General features: G+C 66.6%; 15 protein-coding genes and 1 tRNA gene. 11 read left to right on the top strand and 5 right to left on the bottom strand.

Annotation, left to right across the window (positions count from 1 at the left end; translation table 11 throughout):
• The first annotated feature begins 69 nt into the window (after positions 1-69).
• The gene (gene pyk / locus FNM00_RS06430) at positions 70-1527 is read left to right on the top strand and encodes a pyruvate kinase (protein WP_143912545.1); all 1458 of its coding nucleotides are present in this window, start codon (positions 70-72) and stop codon (positions 1525-1527) included.
• Between the two features lie 309 nt (positions 1528-1836).
• Here pyk and FNM00_RS06425 read toward each other — a convergent pair.
• Positions 1837-1919: transfer RNA gene (locus FNM00_RS06425), tRNA-Leu, on the bottom strand.
• A 32-nt stretch (positions 1920-1951) separates the two neighbouring features.
• Between FNM00_RS06425 and FNM00_RS06420 the strand changes: the two genes are divergently transcribed.
• Together FNM00_RS06420 and FNM00_RS06415 are read left to right on the top strand one after the other, a co-directional pair.
• Entirely contained in the window at positions 1952-2554 is a 603-nt protein-coding gene (locus FNM00_RS06420) for an ANTAR domain-containing response regulator (protein WP_281281091.1), read from the top strand.
• A gap of 132 nt (positions 2555-2686) precedes the next feature.
• On the top strand, positions 2687-3946 hold the full coding sequence (locus FNM00_RS06415) for an ABC transporter substrate-binding protein (RefSeq protein ID WP_143912543.1): 1260 nt from the start codon (positions 2687-2689) through the stop codon (positions 3944-3946).
• A 139-nt stretch (positions 3947-4085) separates the two neighbouring features.
• Here FNM00_RS06415 and FNM00_RS06410 read toward each other — a convergent pair whose 3' ends face one another.
• Genes FNM00_RS06410 through FNM00_RS06395 form a run of 4 tightly spaced genes read right to left on the bottom strand, consistent with a single transcriptional unit; the run spans position 4086 to position 8083 of the window.
• Positions 4086-4868: an ABC transporter ATP-binding protein gene (locus FNM00_RS06410; protein ID WP_143912541.1), complete on the bottom strand. Its 783-nt coding sequence runs from the start codon at positions 4866-4868 to the stop codon at positions 4086-4088.
• Positions 4861-5784, bottom strand: a complete 924-nt coding sequence (locus FNM00_RS06405; RefSeq protein ID WP_143912539.1) for an ABC transporter ATP-binding protein — start codon at positions 5782-5784, stop codon at positions 4861-4863. Before FNM00_RS06405 ends, FNM00_RS06410 begins: the two co-directional genes overlap by 8 nt.
• A complete protein-coding gene (locus tag FNM00_RS06400; RefSeq protein WP_143912536.1) occupies positions 5774-6769 on the bottom strand; it encodes a branched-chain amino acid ABC transporter permease in 996 nt (331 codons plus the stop codon). Before FNM00_RS06400 ends, FNM00_RS06405 begins: the two co-directional genes overlap by 11 nt.
• Positions 6770-6778: 9 nt before the next feature.
• A complete protein-coding gene (locus tag FNM00_RS06395; protein WP_221933616.1) occupies positions 6779-8083 on the bottom strand; it encodes a branched-chain amino acid ABC transporter permease in 1305 nt (434 codons plus the stop codon).
• A 238-nt stretch (positions 8084-8321) separates the two neighbouring features.
• On the opposite strand from FNM00_RS06395, the gene FNM00_RS06390 reads away from it, so the two are divergent.
• The 8 genes from FNM00_RS06390 to coaE all read left to right on the top strand — a co-directional run bounded on the left by FNM00_RS06390 (position 8322) and on the right by coaE (position 19620).
• A complete protein-coding gene (locus FNM00_RS06390) occupies positions 8322-8906 on the top strand; it encodes a GNAT family N-acetyltransferase (protein WP_185973013.1) in 585 nt (194 codons plus the stop codon).
• 33 nt (positions 8907-8939) lie between these two features.
• Entirely contained in the window at positions 8940-11612 is a 2673-nt protein-coding gene (polA, locus tag FNM00_RS06385; protein ID WP_143912533.1) for a DNA polymerase I, read from the top strand.
• 158 nt (positions 11613-11770) lie between these two features.
• Positions 11771-12301, top strand: a complete 531-nt coding sequence (locus tag FNM00_RS06380) for a hypothetical protein (protein ID WP_143912532.1) — start codon at positions 11771-11773, stop codon at positions 12299-12301.
• On the top strand, positions 12301-14895 hold the full coding sequence (locus tag FNM00_RS06375; protein WP_143912530.1) for a hypothetical protein: 2595 nt from the start codon (positions 12301-12303) through the stop codon (positions 14893-14895). Before FNM00_RS06380 ends, FNM00_RS06375 begins: the two co-directional genes overlap by 1 nt.
• A 146-nt stretch (positions 14896-15041) precedes the next feature.
• Entirely contained in the window at positions 15042-16298 is a 1257-nt protein-coding gene (locus tag FNM00_RS06370; RefSeq protein WP_143912528.1) for a M18 family aminopeptidase, read from the top strand.
• Positions 16299-16433: 135 nt separating this feature from the next.
• The gene (rpsA, locus tag FNM00_RS06365) at positions 16434-17990 is read left to right on the top strand and encodes a 30S ribosomal protein S1 (RefSeq protein ID WP_374190841.1); all 1557 of its coding nucleotides are present in this window, start codon (positions 16434-16436) and stop codon (positions 17988-17990) included.
• Positions 17991-18136: 146 nt separating this feature from the next.
• On the top strand, positions 18137-19033 hold the full coding sequence (locus FNM00_RS06360; RefSeq protein ID WP_143912525.1) for a VldE C-terminal domain-containing protein: 897 nt from the start codon (positions 18137-18139) through the stop codon (positions 19031-19033).
• The gene (coaE, locus tag FNM00_RS06355; protein WP_143912523.1) at positions 19030-19620 is read left to right on the top strand and encodes a dephospho-CoA kinase; all 591 of its coding nucleotides are present in this window, start codon (positions 19030-19032) and stop codon (positions 19618-19620) included. The genes FNM00_RS06360 and coaE overlap by 4 nt, the downstream gene beginning before the upstream one ends.
• The last annotated feature ends 63 nt before the right edge of the window (positions 19621-19683 follow it).

Raw genomic sequence — 19683 nt, 5'->3', positions numbered from 1 at the left:
CAGTCGCCTCGTCGATGCGGGCCGTCGTGAACTCGCTAGTAGCTTCGCCGCGCCACTAGACTGAGAGGCGTGCGTAGAGCCAAAATCGTTTGCACCCTCGGACCCGCCACTGACACCGCGGAGCGCATCCTCGAACTCGCGATAGCGGGGATGGATGTCGCCCGCCTGAACATGAGCCACGGCGATCAGAGCGAGCAGCTCAAGCGCCTGGAGCGCGTGCGTCGTGCCGCTGAGGCCACGGGCAAGGCCATCGCCGTCCTCGCCGATCTGCAGGGGCCCAAGATCCGCCTCGGCCGCTTCGAGGACGGGCCCTATGAGCTCAAGGTCGGTGACACCTTCACCATCACGACCGATGACATCGTCGGCGACCGCGAGCGCGCGTCGACGACCTTCAAGGGTCTTCCCGGCGACGTCAGCGCGGGCGACGAGATCCTCATCGACGACGGCAAGGTGCGTCTGCGGGCCACCGAGGTCACCGACACCGATGTCGTCACCACGGTCGAGGTGCCCGGACCGGTCAGTAACAACAAGGGCATCAACCTGCCGGGCGTCAACGTGAGCGTGCCGGCGCTGAGCGAGAAGGATGTCGAGGACCTGCGCTTCGCGCTGCGTTCCAATGTCGACTTCATCGCGCTGTCCTTCGTGCGCAATGCCGCCGATGCCGAGGACGTCCGCGACATCATGCGCGAGGAGGGGATCTTCGTCCCCATCATCGCCAAGATCGAGAAGCCGCAGGCCGTGGCCAATCTCGACGAGATCATGGACGCCTTCGACGGCTTCATGGTCGCGCGCGGCGATCTCGGCGTGGAGTTGCCGCTCGAGGACGTCCCGCTCGTGCAGAAGACCATCATCGAGAAGGCGCGTCGCAACGCCAAGCCGGTCATCGTAGCGACGCAGATGCTGGAGTCGATGATCTCCGCTCCTCGTCCCACGCGCGCCGAGGCCTCCGATGTGGCCAACGCGGTGCTCGACGGTGCCGATGCGGTCATGCTGTCGGGGGAGACGAGCGTCGGTCAGTTCCCGGTGCAGACGGTCAAGATCATGGCACGGATCGTGGAGTCGACCGAAGACCACGGACTGCCGCGGATGGCCGAGTACACCTGGCAGCCCAAGACCAAGCGCGGCATCATCTGCCGGGCCGCGTCACAGGTAGCCGAGTCGGTCGAGGCCGAGTACGTGGTGGCCTTCACCACCAGCGGCGACTCCGCGCGCCGCATGGCGCGCTACCGCTCGCACATCCCGGTCATCGCCTTCACCCCGCACGCCAAGGTGCGTGACCAGCTAGCGCTCACCTGGGGTGTGGAGACCTTCTTGGTGCCCGAGGTCAAGCACACCGACCAGATGGTGCTGCAGGTCGACCGTGCCCTGCTCGACATCGGCAAGTGTGCGGAAGGAACGCAGGTTGTGATCGTGGCCGGCGCCCCTCCGGGAATCCCCGGCTCGACCAACGCCCTGCGCGTGCACAACATGGGCGATGCCATCAACCACGTCGTCCCCGCCTACGAGATCGACGAAATCCCGCACTGACCCACTCCCTCCAGGACCCTCCGGGTCTAACTTTTGTCCGCTTGTGGCCCCCTTCGAGGCTCGGAAAGGGGCCACAAGCGGACAAAACTTGTGAGGCTGGGGCGGGGTGTCTCGGGGACTGAGACGGGTCGGGCGTGGCTCGACTGGGTTCGTGATCTCGCCAGCCGGCAAGCCGGCACCGGGCTGAGCCCGTGGATCGCAGGTGTCGAGGGAATGCTTGTTCGCGTGGCACTCGACCTGGGAAGAGGCTCAGCCGTGGATGCGGGCGTAGCATAGTCAACTCGCTCTGCGAGTTCGACTACGCGGCGGTGCCGGGTGCGGGACTCGAACCCGCACGCCCTTTCGGACAATGGTTTTTGAGACCATCGCGTCTACCATTCCGCCAACCCGGCTCCTGCGACAGCGCGCCCGATAACCTTACGGGGTGACCTCTACGCCCCCGCGCCCGACCCCGCGCGTCGTCATCGCCGAGGATGAGGCGCTGATCCGCATGGATCTGGCCGAGATGCTCGGCGAAGCCGGCTACGATGTCGTCGCCCAGGCCGCCGATGGCGGACAGGCCGTCGCGCTGACCACCGAGCACCGCCCCGATCTGGTCGTCATGGACGTCAAGATGCCGAAACTCGACGGCATCGCCGCCGCCTCGCAGATCGCCCGCGCCCGGCTCGCGCCCGTCGTCATGTTGACCGCGTTCAGTCAGCGTGAGCTCGTCGAACGTGCCCGTGAGGCCGGTGCCATGGCATACCTCGTCAAGCCGTTCACCGCAGCCGATCTCATCCCCGCGATCGAGATGGCCCGCAGCAGATTCGCCGAGATCCGCCTGTTGGAGAGCGAGGTCGATGATCTCACCGAGCAGTTGGCGACCCGTAAAGCCGTCGAACGGGCCAAGGCGGTGCTGCAGGAGGCGCTGTCCATCAGCGAGCCCGAGGCGTTTCGCTGGATTCAGAAGACAGCCATGGATGTCCGGCGATCGATGCGCCAGGTGGCCGAGGCCGTCATCGAGAACGGGCCTTCGCTGCGCGGTTGACCGCGAGTTACAACTTGGCTACGAAACACCTGAAATACCTCACAGTGCGCCGAACGTCACATTTGGCGATTAGAGTCCTCTGCAATCACGTCCCGGGGTCACCCGGGTGACGGACGATCTATCGGAGGATTGATGAAGCGCACGAGCAAGACACTCCGCTTCGCGGCAGTGGCATCAGCAGGCGCCCTCGTACTGGCAGCCTGTGGAGGCGGCGGGGACGATGACGACGCGGACGGTGGTGGCGGCTCCTCAGTCGAGGCGGACGGCGTCCTCACCATCGGATCGCTGCTTCCACAGACCGGCAGCCTCTCGTTCCTCGGCCCCCCTGAGTTCGCCGGCGTCGATCTCGCGGTCCAGGAGATCAACGAGGCCGGTGGGGTCCTCGGCGAAGAGGTCGTCCACGAGCGCGCCGATTCCGGTGACGGCGAGCCCAATATCGCCCCCGGCGAGGTCGACAACCTGCTCAGCAAGAATGCCGATGTCATCATCGGTGCCGCGGCGTCCGGCGTCTCGATGACGGTCATCGACCAGATCACGGGCGCCGGTGTGGTGCAGTTCTCGCCGGCCAATACCTCGCCGGAGTTCGACGAATACGACGATGGCGGGCTCTACTTCCGCACGGCGCCGTCGGACGTCCTGCAGGGCAACGTGCTGGCCAACCTGGCGGCCAGCGACGGACACAGCAACCTGGCGATCCTCTCGCGACAGGACGACTACGGCGACGCGCTCTCCAATGTCGTGACGGAGGTCTTCGAGCAGAGTGGCGGCACCGTCGACGCCGCCGTGCCCTATGACCCCAACGCCACCACCTTCGGCACCGAGATCCAGCAGATCGCCGATGCAGGTGCGGACGCGGTCGCTCTGATCGCCTTCGACGAGACCAAGCGCATCATCCCCGAGATGGTCTCCGCCGGTGTCGGTCCGGCCGATGTCCAGATCTATTTCGTGGACGGCAATATCGCCAACTACGAGGGCGAGTTCCCCGAGGGCACGCTCGAGGGGGTCAAGGCGACCATGCCTGGTCCGGAGCTCTCGGACGATTTCCGTAACCGCTTGCTGGAGATCGACCCCGATCTGAACGACTTCACCTACTCGGCGGAGTCCTATGACGCGGTCATCGTCTCGGCGCTCGCGGCCATCGCCGCCGACTCCGATGCTGGCACGGATGTCGCGGAGCACATCATCGAGGTGACCAAGGACGGCACCAAGTGCGAGACCTTCGCCGACTGCAAGGAGCTGCTCGAGAACGGCGAGGACATCGACTACGACGGCGCATCCGGTCCGATCGAGCTCGGTGACACCGGCAGCCCGACGGCCGCCACCATCGGCGTCTATGAGTACGGCGCCAATAACAACCACAGCCCGCTGGACTACATCCTCGGAGAGATCTGAGGCACCCGGCACCGTCTGAGGTAGCGAGAGCCCTGGCCGAACGGCCGGGGCTCTCGTGCGTTCGCTCTCCGCCGATAGCAGCGCAGACGCGACGAGGGGGTTGGACCACGTGGGTCCAACCCCCTCGTCGCTGTGCGGGTTAGTCGGCCTTGGCTCCGAGGGTGCCGAGGTAGAGCTCGATCACCTTCGGATCGTTGGCCAGCTCGCGACCACGTCCGCTGTAGGCATTGCGTCCCTGATCGAGCACATAACCCCGGTCGCAGATCTGCAGGCATCGACGAGCGTTCTGCTCGACCATCACGACCGAGACGCCGGCCTTGTTGATCGTGCGCGTCTGCACGAAGACCTCATCCTGCAAGACAGGGGAGAGGCCTGCCGAGGGCTCGTCGAGCAGGAGCACCGACGGGTCCATCATGAGGGCGCGTCCCATGGCCACCATCTGACGCTCGCCGCCCGACAACGACCCCGCCCGCTGCTTGCGACGCTCCCCGAGTCGGGGGAACAGATCGGTCACGAACTCGAAGCGTTCCGTGAACTTGCGCGGAGCCTGATAGCAGCCCATCTCGAGGTTCTCCTCGATCGTCAGGCTGGGGAACACGTTGTTCGTCTGTGGGACGAAACCGATCCCCTTAGAGACCAGCTGGTCGGCACGCTGATTCGTGATGTCCTGGCCGTCGAGCTTCACCGTGCCGCTGTGCACCTTGACCAGACCGAAGAGCGCTTTGAGCAGCGTGGACTTTCCGGCGCCGTTCGGACCGATGATGCCGACGAGCTCCCCACGCTGGCAATACAGGTCCGCCCCGTTGAGGATGTTGACGCCCGGCAGGTAGCCGGCGATGAGGTCGTCGGCACGCAGCAACGCGTCGGCGGCACCGCTCAGGTGCTTCTCGCGTTCCAGCGCGAGACCGTCGGTGTCAGTCATCGTGCTTCGCCTCCTCCTCGTCGAGCTCCGCCTCGGCTTGGGCCTGGACGGCCTCGTGGTCGAGCTCGGTCAGATCGGTGTCGTGGTGGGCGCCGAGGTAGGCGTCGATCACGCGTTCGTCGGCCATGACCTGGGCGGGTGTGCCCTCGGCGACGATCTCACCCTGGGCCATCACGATGACCCAGTCGGAGATGTCGCGGACCATGTCCATGTCGTGCTCGACGAACAGCACGGTCCGGCCGTCCTCGCGCAGCGACTTCACACGTCCGAGGAGTGACTGCTTGAGCGCCGGGTTGACCCCGGCCATGGGCTCATCGAGCATGACGAGCTCGGGGTCGACCATCAGCGCACGAGCCATCTCCAACAGCTTGCGCTGGCCACCGGACAACGAGCCGGCGAAGTCCTCGCGCTTCGTGTCGAGTTTGAAACGTGCGAGCAGATCGTCGGCCCGCCGGGTGATCTCGTCCTCCTGGCTCTTCCACAGCGGACGGAACAGCGCGCTGAGGAACTTCTCTCCACGCTGCCCTGTGGCGCCCAGCCGCATGTTCTCGATCACTGTGAGCTTCGCGAGGACTTTGGTCAGCTGGAAGGTGCGCACCATGCCGCGACGGGCGACCTTGAAAGCCGGCACGCCGCTGAGCGACTGATCGTTGAAGGACCATGTGCCCGAGTCCGGCTTGTCGAAGCCGGTCAGCAGGTTGAACAGGGTGGTCTTGCCCGCGCCGTTGGGCCCGATGAGGGCCGTGATAGCGCCGCGCTGAACTTCGATGTGTCCGACGTCCACGGCGGTCAGTCCGCCGAAACTGCGCTTGATCTTGTCGCCGACCAGGATCGGATCGGGCTTCGGTACGCCCGGCTCGGTGGCCAGGCCCTGCAGAGCCGCGGGCCCTGTGGTGGCGTTGGTGTCAGCGGGCATCGATCGCCAGCTCCCTTCGGTCGCCGAAGATTCCCTGTGGTCTGAAGATCATCAACAGCATGAGCCCCAGTCCCAGGATGATGAAACGGATGAGGCTCGCCTGGGTCTCGGTCATCAGCCAGGTCGGCAGGATCGGGTCCGCGCCGCGCGTCATCTGCGAGAACAGCTCCCCGAGGAAGTTCAGCAGGAACCAGAAGATGATCGCGCCGACAACGGGACCCCACACACGCGCGGCACCGCCGAGCAGCAGACAGGCCCAGGCGAAGAAGGTCGTGTTGGTGGCAAAGTCGGTCGGGACGGCCGCCGATTGGGTCAGGATCAGCACGATGCCGCCCAGACCACCGAACAGACCACCCAGGATGAGCGCCTGCATCTTGTACCAGTAGACGTTCTTGCCGAGCGACCGCACGGCGTCCTCATCCTCGCGGATCGACTTCAGGACGCGTCCCCACGGGCTTTTGGTGGCTGCCCAGACGATGAGGCACGACAATAGGACGAGTCCCCAGCCGACGGTCAGCACCCACGCCGTGGTGTTGCGGAAGCTGATGAAGCCGAGGCTGACGGTGTCGGTGTACGGGTTCAGCGCGTAGAAGTCCCGGGCGAATCCGCTCAGGCCAGTGCTGCCGCCGAAGGTGTCCGAGAAGGTCACCGACTGGAAGATCCTTCGCAGGATCTCGGCCGAGGCGATCGTGGCGATGGCCAGATAGTCGGCCCGTAGCCGCAGAGTCGGAACTCCCAGAATGAGAGCGAGCACGACGGTGGCGAGCAGGCCGACCAGGAGTCCTGCCCACAGCGGGATCCCGAAGGTCACGACGCTCGCCGCTGTGCCATAGGCGCCGACGGCCATGAACCCGGCTTGGCCGAAGTTCAACAGGCCGGTGTAGCCGAAGTGGATGTTGAGGCCGATCGCGGCCAATGCGTACACCACCGCGGTCGGCCCGAGGGCCTGCGTGATGGCGAATTCGAAGATATATCCCCAGTTCATGGCGTCCCCTTATCCGATCCGCTCGGTGCGGCCGAGGATGCCTTGCGGTCTCAGCAGCAAGATGAGAATGAGCGCGATGAGCGCGCCCACCGGTTTGAGCTCTGCTGGCATGCCCAGCACCGGCGACACCTCGACGAGGATGCCGATGATGAGGCTGCCGAGCAGTGCTCCCCAGATGGTGCCGAGCCCGCCGAGGCAGACCGCGGCGAAGACGAGCAGGAGCAAATTGAAGCCCATCCGGAACATGACCTGTTGATCCAGGGCGAGCATGACGCCGGCGAGGCCGGTGAGTCCGGTGCCGAGGATCCAGACGGTGGTGACGACTCCGTCGACGCGCATGCCCGAGGAGGCCGCGAGTGCCGGATTGTCCGACACGGCCCGGGTCGCCTTGCCGAGCCGGGTCTTCATGAGCACGAGGCAGGTGAGTGCGATGACGGTGAAGGAGACGATCACGATGAAGATCTCCTTCGGGGTCATGGAGACCGGTCCGAGGGAGATGCGCGACTGGGTGACGTATTGGGTCAGCGGCTGCGTGCGCCCGCCGATGACGTACTGGAACAGATAGCGCAACAGGATCGCGAAGCCGATGCTCACGATCATCATCGCGACGAGCCCGGTACCGCGATTGCGCAGCGGTCTCCAGAGAGCACGATCCTGTCCCCAGCCGAAGAGCCCCGCGAGAAGCACGGCGCCGAATCCCGCGACCACCACGGGAAGGCCCAGACCACGGTTGAGGAAGAGCGTGAACACCGCGCCGAGGGTGATGAGCTCACCGTGCGCAAAGTTGGTCAGGCCCGTGGTGCCGAAGATGAGCGACAGCCCGAGTGCGGCGAGGCCGATGATGGCACCGAACTTCACCCCCGAGGTGAGTCCGTTGACCAGCTGCTTGCCCAGGCCGGGTCCGCTCTTCGCTTCGTCGCCGATATTGAACTGGACGGCACGGTTGCCGCTGGTGAGGATCTGCACCTCCAGCGTCGAGCGGCCGTCCTCGAGCTCCGCGCCCGAGGGGAGTGTGTCCTCATCGAGTTCGACCGTGTACTTGCCGTTGGCCGGGATCTCCACGACCGCTTGTCCATCGGCGTCGGTGGTGCCGGTCTCCTCGAAGCTCCCGTCGTCCTTGGCGACCTCGACGTCGACATCCGCGACGGGGTCGTTGTCGGCTTCGTCGCGTGAGTCGACCACGCGGACGGTGATGGTGTTCTGTCCCTCCGATTCGCTGGGAAGCGTTGATAACGCAGATCCGCTCGCGGCGCCGGTGGCAAGGAAGAGCATCCCCCCTAGCAGCGCGAGCACAGACGTCAGACGTCGTTGCACACAGTTCTCCTGCTCGTCAGTTACGGACAGCGGGCTGTCCGCGTTCCGCATGAGCATAGGTGGATTCGGGGTGAGTGTGCAGTGGACAGCGGTAACAGTTCGATTTCTTTGTTCGGACATGCACGTCCGCTTGCTCTGGGGTGACAGGACTGTCCCGGCCGGGGATCGGGGCGTACGCTAAGGCCTTGTTCGGGGAGCCAGGGCGGAGGTCAGCGAGTCGATGGGAAGCCGTGCGGTAGTGACGTTGCGGGATGCGACGCTCGATGACGCGCCGGGCTTGGTCGAGCTCTGGACGGTCTGCGCCGAAGCCGGGCAGGGCGATGGCCCTGAGGCGTTCACGCAGCAGATGCTGTGGCGCCGCCCGGACGCGAGCGAGGCCGCGGAGGCGATGGCCTATAACTTCGACCACCGCGCCCGTCGGATGATCGTGGCACTGGACGATGATCGCGTCGTGGGCGTCGTCGCCGGCGATCTCGCCACCGTGTCGCCGATCAGTCGCGCGGGCATGCTGATCGTCACCGATGTCCACGTCCGCCCGGAGTACCGGCGGCGATCGGTCGCCCGCCTGTTGTTGTCGGCGATGGCCGCGCACGCGGAGGAGCACGGGTGCGAGATCGTCGTGGCGAGTGTGCCGGCGCAGGCACGTGAGACCAACCGCTACTTCACGAAGGTGGGCTTCAACCAGCTGGCGGTGCTGCGCGGTGTGCAGACGAGCCGACTGCGTGCTCGCCTCGATGGCGGGATCGCGCATGCCCGCGGCAACGGCCGGTTGTTGGCGGTCCGTCGCACGTTGCGGCGCCGCCAGGAGGCCGCGCTCAACTGACCTCAGGCTGTGCTGTCGGCCCCGACCACTAGGGTGTTCGATGTGGACCGACTGCTACTGATCGACGGCCATTCTGTCGCCTACCGCGCCTTCTTCGCGCTGCCGGTGGAGAACTTCTCGACCACCACGGGGCAGAGCACCAATGCGGTGTTCGGCTTCACCTCGATGCTCATCAATGTGCTGCGTGATGAGCAGCCGACACATGTGGCCGTCGCCTTCGACGTCTCCCGCGCGTCGTTCCGTACCGAGGAGTACGCCGAGTACAAGGCCAATCGGTCGGCATCGCCACAGGAGTTCAAGGGGCAGGTCGAGCTCATCAAGGAGGTGCTCGACGCGCTGAGCATCACCTATCTGGAGAAGCCCGGCTTCGAGGCCGACGACATCATCGCCACGCTGTCGCGCGAGGCCGAGGATGCCGGGATGGAGGTGCTGATCTGCACGGGTGATCGCGATGCCCTGCAGCTCGTGACCTCCCGAACCACGGTGCTCTATCCCAAGCGCGGGGTGTCGGACCTGTCTCGGATGACCCCGGCGTCGGTCGAGGAGAAGTACGGCGTGCCGCCGGGCCGGTACCCCGATCTCGCCGCGCTGGTGGGGGAGACGAGCGACAACCTTCCCGGCGTCCCCGGGGTAGGCCCCAAGACCGCGGCCAAATGGATCACCGCCCACGACGGGCTCGACGGCATCATCGCCGATGTCGATTCCATCGGCGGCAAGGCGGGGCAGTCGTTACGTGACCATCTCGACGATGTCGTACGCAACCGGCGGCTCAACGCCCTGGTCCGCGATCTGGAGCTGTCCGCAGCGCCGGCGGAGCTGGGCTTCACCAATGAGTGGAATCGCGACGCCATCCACCGTGTCTTCGATGCGCTGGAGTTCTCGGCCCTGCGTGAGCGGTTGTTCGACTACCTCGGCGGCGGCGACGAGTCCGCCTCAGGTACGACGCTCGACCTCCAGCTGACCCTTCCCGGTCCCGGCGAGGTCGGGGCCTGGCTCGCCGAGCACGCCGGCCCCGGGACCGAGCTCGGCGTCGACGTCGGCGGCATCCTGCGCCCCAGCGGTGCGCGAGCGGACACCGTGGCGGTGGCCACCGGCGATGGCCACTCCCTGTGGGTCTCGATCGATCGGCTCACCCCGGACGACGATGCCGCTCTGGCCGGATGGCTGGCCGACGCGGATCGTGGTCTGGTCATGCACGATGCCAAGGGGCAGTTCCACGCGCTGCTCGCACAGGGCTGGGAGACGGCCGGATTGCGGGCCGATACCGCGCTGGCGGCGTATCTGGTGCGACCGGATCAGCGTTCCTACGATCTGGCCGATCTGTCGGTCCGGTACCTGCACCGGGAGATCAGTGCGAGTGATGACTCGGGTCAGCTCGCCTTCGACGATGACACTGCGGGCGCGGACGCCGCCGCTCAGCGGGCACGGGCCGCACTGGACCTCTGGGCGGAGCTGCGTCCGCAGGTGGAGCAGCACGGTGCTCTCGAGCTGTTCGACAATGTCGAGCTTCCGCTGATCGAGGTGCTGCGCCGGATGGAGTCGCGCGGTATCGCGATCGACGGTGCGCATCTCGATGCCCTGCACGCGGAGTTCACCGATCGCATGGTCGCCGCGGCGCAGGACGCGTATGCGGTCATCGGGCGCGAGGTCAATCTCGGGTCGCCCAAGCAGCTGCAGGTCGTGCTCTTCGACGAGCTCGGGATGCCCAAGACCAAGCGCACCAAGACGGGCTACACCACCGACGCCGATGCGCTGCAGTCTCTCTACGCCAAGACCGAGCATCCCTTCCTCGAGCACCTGCTCGCCCATCGAGATGTCACCCGGCTGCGACAGACCGTCGAGGGACTGCAGAAGACGGTGCAACCCGATGGCCGTATCCACACCACCTACTATCAGACCATCGCGGCGACGGGACGCCTCAGCTCGGCCGACCCGAATCTGCAGAACATCCCGATCCGTACCGAGTCGGGGCGCCGGATCCGAGAGGCCTTCGTCGTGGGAGAAGGCTACGAGTCTCTCCTGACCGCCGACTACAGCCAGATCGAGATGCGGATCATGGCGCATCTGTCCGAGGATGCTGATCTGATCGAGGCTTTCAAGTCCGGACATGACTTCCACACGGTCATGGCCGCCAAGGTCTTCGACCGCGATCCCGGTGATATCGACGGGGGGCTGCGAGCACGCATCAAGGCGATGAACTACGGGCTCGCCTACGGTCTCTCCTCCTACGGCCTGGGCCAGCAGCTGGGTATCACGCCGGGTGAGGCGCAGCTCTTGATGGACGACTACTTCCAGACCTTCGGCGGCGTGCGCGACTACCTCGCCGGCATCGTCGACGAGGCACGGCAGACCGGCTTCACCGAGACGATCATGGGCCGGCGCCGCTATCTGCCGGACTTGCAGAGTGACAACCGGCAACGCCGGGAGATGGCGGAGCGCATGGCCTTGAACGCGCCGATCCAGGGTTCCGCCGCGGACATCATCAAGGTGGCGATGCTCGGTGTCGAGGCGGCCTTGACCGATGCCGGACTGCGATCGCGGATGCTGCTCCAGGTGCACGACGAACTGGTGCTGGACGTCGCTCGGGGCGAGGAGGAGCGCGTCGAGAGTCTCGTACGCGAGCAGATGGCCTCGGCTGCCAGTCTGTCGGTGCCGTTGGACGTGTCGGTCGGCCACGGTCGCAGCTGGCACGAGGCCGGACACTGAGCGATCGCTCCGTTCTGTGCCCGTCGTATTGCATTTCGGTGAAGTGCCGCTGTAGGAGCGTCCGGGCGATTCCCAAACCCTGTCCGATGTGATCTGATTCACGTCGAGTAGAAGGGAGATCCGGATCGCCCCCTCATTCGCGGATCCGGAATCACAATATGAATAAGGGAGAATGGGTCGCTGGTGCCCTCTTGGCGGTAGCAGCGGCGGTCTTCGTGATGTTGGGCGAGGGACTGGACCTCGGCATCACTTTCGTCGCCATCCTCGGGATAGGCCTCGGCGCCGTTGTAGCGCTGGTCCCCGACCACGGGCTTGGAGCCCGCACTGCCGCATTCGCCGTCGGCCTCGCTGTTGCCTGGATCGGGTACGCGGTGCGGGTCGCGATACTGCCGGATACGGCCATCGGCCGCGCTCTGGTCATCGGTGTCGCGGTGCTCGCCTTGACGGTGGTCTCCATCGTCGCCGGCGGCAGGTTGCCGCTCTGGGCCGTGCTGTTGGGTGGAGCCGGTTTCGCCGGTGCCTATGAGCACGTCTTCGCCGACAATCCGCCGTTGTTCGCGACCGAGTCGGTCTCCACGATGACGAGCCTTGTGCTGGCGGTCGTGGTGGGACTGGTGGTCACCGCCTTGTGCATCGACCGTCCGCAGCGCAGCCGTCACGCGGCGGCACCCGAGAGGGAGCTGGTCTGATGAGGAGACAGCGCAAGGCCGCCGTCGTGACATTGGCGGCGGTGAGCGGATGCCTGGTTCTGGCGACGCAGGCCCCCATGGTGGCATCGGCCGCCGCGACGGGTGTGAAAGGCGACGTCTCGATCACCAACACCGAGACGGTCGACGCGAAGCTGTCGGCCACCGGTCGCGTGTCAAGCCAGCGGATCTACGACCAGCTGGTGGTGACCGGAGACGGGACTGTCGATATCGAGAATCCGGTGTCGACGGACAGTCTGCGGAATCTCAACGGTTTCGGCGGCCCTTCGGTGCGTGACGGCAAGCAGCGCATCTCCACCTCGGTCAAGGGAGAGAAGGCGTATCGCAGCGTCGCGGACTACGACGGTGATCTGCCGGTCGATGTCCGCGCGGAGTATCGCCTCGACGGCGAGAAGGTGAAGCCGGGTGATGTCGTCGGCAAGGACGGCACCCTCGAGGTCATCTACTCGGTGCGGAACATGACCGGTGAGCAGCAGGAGGTGACGTACACCGACGGCGAGGGTAATGAGCAGACCCGCATGATGGCGGTGGTCGTTCCGCTCGTGGGGTCGATGTCGACCGTACTGCCGTCGAACTTCACCGATGTGCAGAGCGAGCAGGCCAATGCGGCCGGTGACGGCAAGGGCGGCACCTTGCTGTCGTTCACGATGACGCTGTTCCCGCCGATCGGATCGGACCGCACGACCTTCGGCTACACCGCGGAGATCACCGACGGGATCATCCCCGAGGCGAACATGTCCGTGCTGCCCGTCAACCCGTTGGAGAGCCCGTCCTTCTCCGGAGGGGCAGCCAGCTACAAGGGAGGTGCGGAATCCGGTGTGGACCTCACCGAGGGTGCGGCGAAGATCGACCAGAATCTGCTGAAGATCCGCGACGGAGCCGAGGAGCTCGTCGCGGGGATCCTGCAGCTCGATGACGGTGCGGGTCAGCTGCGTTCGGGAACAGGGGAGCTGTCCGCCGGCGCGAACAAGCTCAGCGGCGGAGCCGGTGAGCTCAACTCCGGAGCCCAGCAACTCAACGCGGGAGCGGGGCGCGCCAATTCCGGTGCGCAACAGCTGAGCGACGGTGCTCAGAAGGCGAATAGCGGTGCGGTGCGATTGCGTGATGGCTCCGCTCAGGTGAGTGAAGGCAACTCGGCGCTATTCGACGGACTGCGTCAACTCGCTGCCGGGACAGCACAGCTGAAGACAGGGAGCGGTGATCTCGACAGCGGTGCCACACGTCTGGTGACGGGTGCCGGAGAGCTTGATGACGGAGCGCAGCAGCTGAGCGCCGGACTCGTCCAGCTTGCGGGAGGCTCCGCACAGGTCGCCAGCGGAGCGACGAACCTGGCGAAGGGAGCCGGCACACTCGATGAGGGCCTTAAGAACGCCGCTGAGAATGCGCCGCTGCTCGTGCAGGGCGCGGGACAACTGTCCGGCGGCCTCGACCAACTGGCAGGGTCGCTACCGCAGGCACAGGCCGGGGTATCGGGTGTCGCCGGGGGCCTCGGACAGCTCAATACGTCCTTGGGGCAGATCCGTGCAGGAGTCCTCGGTCTGAAGGGGTATGCGCCGCTCATTCAAGACGCCACTGCGCGTACCCAATTCGAGGGTGCTGTCGACCAGCTTGCCGTTGGTCTGGAGCAGGGATCGGGCGGCTTGACCACGACGATGATCCCGACCTTGCAGCAGGTGTCGGGCGGCCTACAGGCTGCGGTGTCTGGACTTGGTGCCGCTGGCGAGGAAGACACGCTTCGTGGCGGGGCGGCACAGCTCGTCGCCGGCCTGCAGGCGCTGGAGACAGGTCTCGACCAGGCTTCCGCAGGCTCCGGGGCCCTCTACGAAGGTGCGCAAAAGTTGGCTGAGGGTGCGACTCAGGTCAACACCGGTGTGCCGACACTTCGTGACGGTGCCGGCAGGCTCGCCGGCGGCACAGCCGATCTCCGCGAGAATTCGAAGGTGCTGAAGGATGGCACCTCGCGTCTTTCGGCTGGGGCGGTGCAGGTGGACGGAGGCACGAGGACGGCCACGGGTGCCGCCGGCCAGCTGGCCGATGGTTCGAGTCAAGTGGCGACCGGACTGGTCGAGCTCCAGTCAGGTCTCGGCAGACTGGCGCCGGGTGCGGCCGAGCTAGCGAACGGAACGGTTCAGCTATTCGCGGGGACGGTGCGGCTCGCCGCCGGGACGGGTGAGCTGGCGCCGGGAGCGGTGAAGCTCGCCGAGGGCGCGGGGAAGCTGAACGAGGGTGCGGGCAAGCTCGCCGATGGTCTCGATCAGGCCGCACAGAAGGCTCCGGCGTTGCCCGAGGGTGCCCAGCAGCTCTCCGAGCAGGGCACGTCGCAGCTCATCAATGTCGGCAATGCGACGGCGATGGACTACGGCGAGAAGTATGCGCTCATCGAGGCCGGTGCCGAGCGCGCAGCGCAGTTGCAGCCCTACGGCAGTCCCGAGGGAGCGACCTCGCGGACGGCGTACAAGCTGACGCTGTCGGCTGAGGACGGTGAGGACCGGGCCAACGTGTTGCGTGCCGGTGCTGCCGCCGTGGTGGCGTTGCTCGGTCTGGGCGGGCTGGCGTTGCGTCGCCGTCTCCGCTGAGATCGCGAACCCGACTGGCCGTCCGGTGACCCCGTCGCCGGGCGGCCGGTCGTCGTCTCCAGGCTCACCGAGTGGTGCATCCGGCACCACTCGCGGGCGGGAATGCACCAGTCGGAGGGCAAGGGGGCGTGGCCTAGGGTGGCGACATGGTCACCGCTTCCGCCGCCGGTCTGTGCCGTTTCGTCGACGCGTCGCCCACGCCCTTCCACGCTGTGCGTACCGCGGCGGAGGAGCTGACGGATGCCGGATTCGTCCAGGTGCGGGAGCAGGATGTCTGGCCGACGTCGCCCGGCGACTACTTCGTGATCCGTGGCGGCTCGCTCGTCGCCTGGCGCGAGGCGGCCGACACGCCCGCACACGCCGGATTCCGCGTGATCGGTGCCCACACCGACAGCCCGAACCTGCGGATCAAGCAGCAGCACGATCGCACCTTCGAGGGCATCGCCCTGGTCGCGCTGGAACCCTACGGCGGTCCGATCCTCGAGAGCTGGTTCGACCGCGACCTGAAGGTGGCCGGACGGCTGGCACTGCGAGACGGATCCACCGCTCTCGTGGACAGCGAGGAGGCCGTGCTCCGGGTGCCGCATCTGGCCATCCATCTCGACCGATCCGGCAGCGATATCGATCGTCAGCAGCACCTCAACGGCATCTGGTCGCTCGATGCCTCAGCTTTCCTGCCCTGGCTCGCCGGCCGTGCCGGGGTCGGTGCCGAGGAGGTCCTCGGTTGGGAGGTCATGACCGCTGACGCGCAGCCCAGCGCGCTCTACGGGGCCGATGACGAGTTCGTCGCCGCGCCCCGGCTCGACAACCTGGCTACCTGCTACGCCGGGCTCCGCGGATTCCTCGACGCGGGCACCCCAGCCGGGCCGTACCGCACCATGCTCGCGCTGTTCGACCACGAGGAGGTCGGCAGCACCTCCGAGCGCGGTGCGGCTTCCGATCTGCTCGCCACCACGGTCGAACGCACTGTGCTGGCTGCCGGGGGAGAGCGAGACGACTACCACCGGGCCGTCGCCGCGTCGATCTGCGCCTCCGGCGATATGGCCCACGCCACCCACCCGAACTACGCCGATCGGCATGAGCCGCTGCACCACATCACGATGGGCGGCGGCCCGGTCCTCAAGGTCAATCAGAACCTCCGCTACGCGACCGATGCCGAGGGAGCCGCGGAGTTCGCCCGTGCCTGTGACCAGGCCGGGGTCCCGCTGCAGCGCTACATCCATCGCGCCGACCTTCCCTGCGGTTCGACGATCGGCCCGATGTCGGCCGCGCGAACCGGGATGCTGACCATCGATGTCGGCGCGCCCCAGCTGGCGATGCACGCCGCCCGCGAGACGATGGCGGCACGCGATGTGGAGTTCTACGCTCGCGCCCTCGGCGCCTTCGCCGTTCCGGCCCGCTGAGGGAATACCACAGGGCCGCCCCGGGTTATGCACTGCTACTGGGGTGACGTATCCTGGTAGTTGCGCTGGTGACCTGTGCGTGTCTCAGACAGAGCAGAACCGCCACTCACGTCCTGAGGTGCTGCCTCGGGCGCGATCCAAGGGTCGACGAGCGCATCGACAACTCTATCCATCATCCATCGGAGCCCATCCCTTATGACTTCTGGCCTCGCAACTCCTTCTGCGGCCCCGCAGGTTGCGGTCAACGACATCGGCAGCGAAGAAGACTTCCTCGCCGCGATCGACAAGACCATCAAGTACTTCAACGACGGCGACATCGTGGACGGCACGATCGTCAAGGTCGACCGCGACGAAGTTCTCCTCGACATCGGCTACAAGACCGAGGGCGTCATCCCCTCGCGTGAGCTGTCGATCAAGCACGACATCGACCCGAACGAGGTCGTCGCCGTGGGCGACAACGTCGAGGCCCTGGTTCTCCAGAAGGAGGACAAGGAAGGCCGCCTCATCCTGAGCAAGAAGCGTGCTCAGTACGAGCGCGCCTGGGGCGACATCGAGAAGATCAAGGCCGAAGAGGGCGTCGTCGAGGGCACCGTCATCGAGGTCGTCAAGGGCGGCCTCATCATGGACATCGGTCTGCGCGGCTTCCTGCCCGCCTCGCTGGTGGAGATGCGCCGCGTGCGCGACCTCGACCCGTACATCGGTCAGAAGCTCGAGGCCAAGATCATCGAGCTCGACAAGAACCGCAACAACGTCGTCCTGTCGCGCCGCGCGTGGCTGGAGGAGACGCAGTCCGCGGTCCGCCAGAACTTCCTGACCGAGCTCAAGAAGGGCCAGGTCCGCAAGGGCGTCATCAGCTCGATCGTCAACTTCGGTGCCTTCGTGGACCTGGGCGGCGTCGACGGCCTGGTGCACGTCTCGGAGCTGTCCTGGAAGCACATCGACCACCCGAACGAGGTCGTGCAGGTCGGCGACGAGGTCACCGTCGAGGTGCTCGAGGTCGACATGGAGCGCGAGCGCGTCTCGCTGTCGCTCAAGGCGACCCAGGAAGATCCCTGGCAGCACTTCGCCCGCACGCACCAGATCGGCCAGATCGTGCCCGGTCGTGTCACCAAGCTCGTCCCCTTCGGCGCGTTCGTTCGCGTCGAGGAGGGCATCGAGGGCCTGGTCCACATCTCCGAGCTCGCCGAGCGTCACGTGGAGATTCCCGAGCAGGTCGTGCAGATCGGCGACAAGGTCATGGTCAAGATCATCGACATCGACCTGGAGCGTCGTCGTATCTCGCTGTCCCTCAAGCAGGCCAACGAGACCGCGGTCGCCGAGGACGTCGAGGACTTCGATCCCACGCTCTACGGCATGGCGTCGTCCTACGACGATCAGGGCAACTACATCTACCCCGACGGCTTCGATCCGGAGACCGGCGAGTGGCAGGAGGGCTTCGACGAGGCCCGCGCCACCTGGGAGAAGCAGTACGCCGAGGCGCACGAGCGCTGGGAAGCCCACAAGAAGCAGATCGTCGAAGCCGAGAAGGCCGGCGTCGAGGCCAGCGAGGCCGCTCCGTCGTCCAGCGGCGGCAGCACCAGCGGTGGTGGCGGCGGCGGTTACTCCTCGGAGGCACCCGCCGAGACCGGTGGCGCACTCGCCTCGGACGAGGCGCTGCAGGCACTGCGTGAGAAGCTGACCGGCGGCGAGTGATCCTTCGCTGACACGCTGCACAGAGGGCCCCGGACGAGCTACTCGTCCGGGGCCTTCTGCGTCGTGATGTGGACACGGGACTTGGGTGCTCACCATGCTCCCCGTATGGTGGATCGCGTTGTCGTCGACCGAACGAGGATCTTTCTGTGCCGTCTGCAGGACATCGCAAGTCCCGCCGCGCTTCGCGGCGCGTGGGCCTGACGAAGACCGCAGCTCTCCCAGCGGTAGGGGTGACCGCCATCGCGGCGGCTGCCATCGCCACCCTCACCGCCGTCGCCGAGCATCCCGTGCCGGCCCCCGAGGCCATGAGCATGCGCTCCGATGTCATCGGTGAGTCGCTCGCCACCCGCGACGCCCCACCGGTGAGCCGGAGCGCTGCGCGGGCTCCGTTGCCCGATGCCGCGGCTGCGCAGGAGGCCACCGCCGGCGAGATGTTCGTGGTGGAGGAGGCCGAGGTGCGCTCCTCGGCCTCCGGCGAGGCACCCGTGCTCGCCGCTCTCGACAAGGGCACCAAGGTCGCCGTAGGGGCGACCGAGGAGAACGGGTTCCGTCAGGTCATCCATCATGGCCTCGCCCGGTGGGTGCGCGTGGACCTCCTCTCGGAGACAGAACCGGCCCCCGAGCCGGAACCGGAGCCCGAGCCCGAGGAGGCCGCCGAGGCCATGGGCCTGGCGACGGGTGAATGTCCGACAGGCTCCAGCGTCGAGAGCGGACTGCAACCCGACACCATCGCCGTCCACCGCGCCGTATGCGCCGCGTTCCCGGAGGTCTCGACCTACGGGGGCGTCGCCGGTCGCGGCGAGCATGCCACGGGCCACGCGCTCGACATCATGATCTCTGGTGAGGCTGGGTGGCGCATCGCCGAGTACTTGCAGGCCAACGCCTCCCAGCTCGGTATCGACTACCTCATCTACGAGCAGAAGATCTGGTCGGTGGGCCGTTCGGGAGAAGGCTGGCGCCCCATGAGCAGTCGCGGCGGCGGTACGGCCGACCACTACGACCACGTCCACGTCACTACCCGCGGCGCGGCAGGCACCGGGTGATCCGGGTCGGCCTCACGGGAGGCATCGGATCCGGCAAGAGCACGGTGAGCGCCCTGCTGCGCGAGCATGGTGCGGTGATCGTCGACTATGATCTGCTCGCCCGTGAGGTCGTTGAGCCGGGGCAGCCCGCTCTCGACGCCATCGCCCAGCGTTTCGGGGACGACGTGCTCACGGCAGCGGGGGAGTTGAATCGTCCTGCCCTGGGAGCGATCGTGTTCGCCGACGACGCCGCCCGAAAGGACCTGGAAGCGATCACGCATCCGGCCATCCGGGATCGAGCCGCGACCGTGGAACGTGAGGCGGGCCCCGATGCGGTCGTCGTGCATGACAATCCGCTGCTGATCGAGATGGGCGCCGCCGCGAGCTGCGATGCCGTGCTGGTCGTGGACGTGCCGTCCGAGGTGCAGATCGCGCGACTGGTCGACGCCCGCGGCATGGACGAGGCCGACGCGCGGGCGCGTATCGCGGCGCAGGCCTCGCGGGAGCAGCGACTGGCACACGCCGACCATGTGATCGACAACAGCGGCTCGGTGGACCGCCTGCGCGGCATCATCGACACCGTCTGGGACGAGATCACGACTATCTGAGCCTCGGGCGGTGGGGCAACCCCCCCGACACACCGCGGAATGGGGGGTGGGGGGCCCCCCCCG

The sequence above is a fragment of the Aeromicrobium piscarium genome, assembly GCF_007421815.1.
GTDB lineage: Bacteria > Actinomycetota > Actinomycetes > Propionibacteriales > Nocardioidaceae > Aeromicrobium > Aeromicrobium piscarium.
This window is presented reverse-complemented; position numbering and strand designations above follow the sequence as displayed.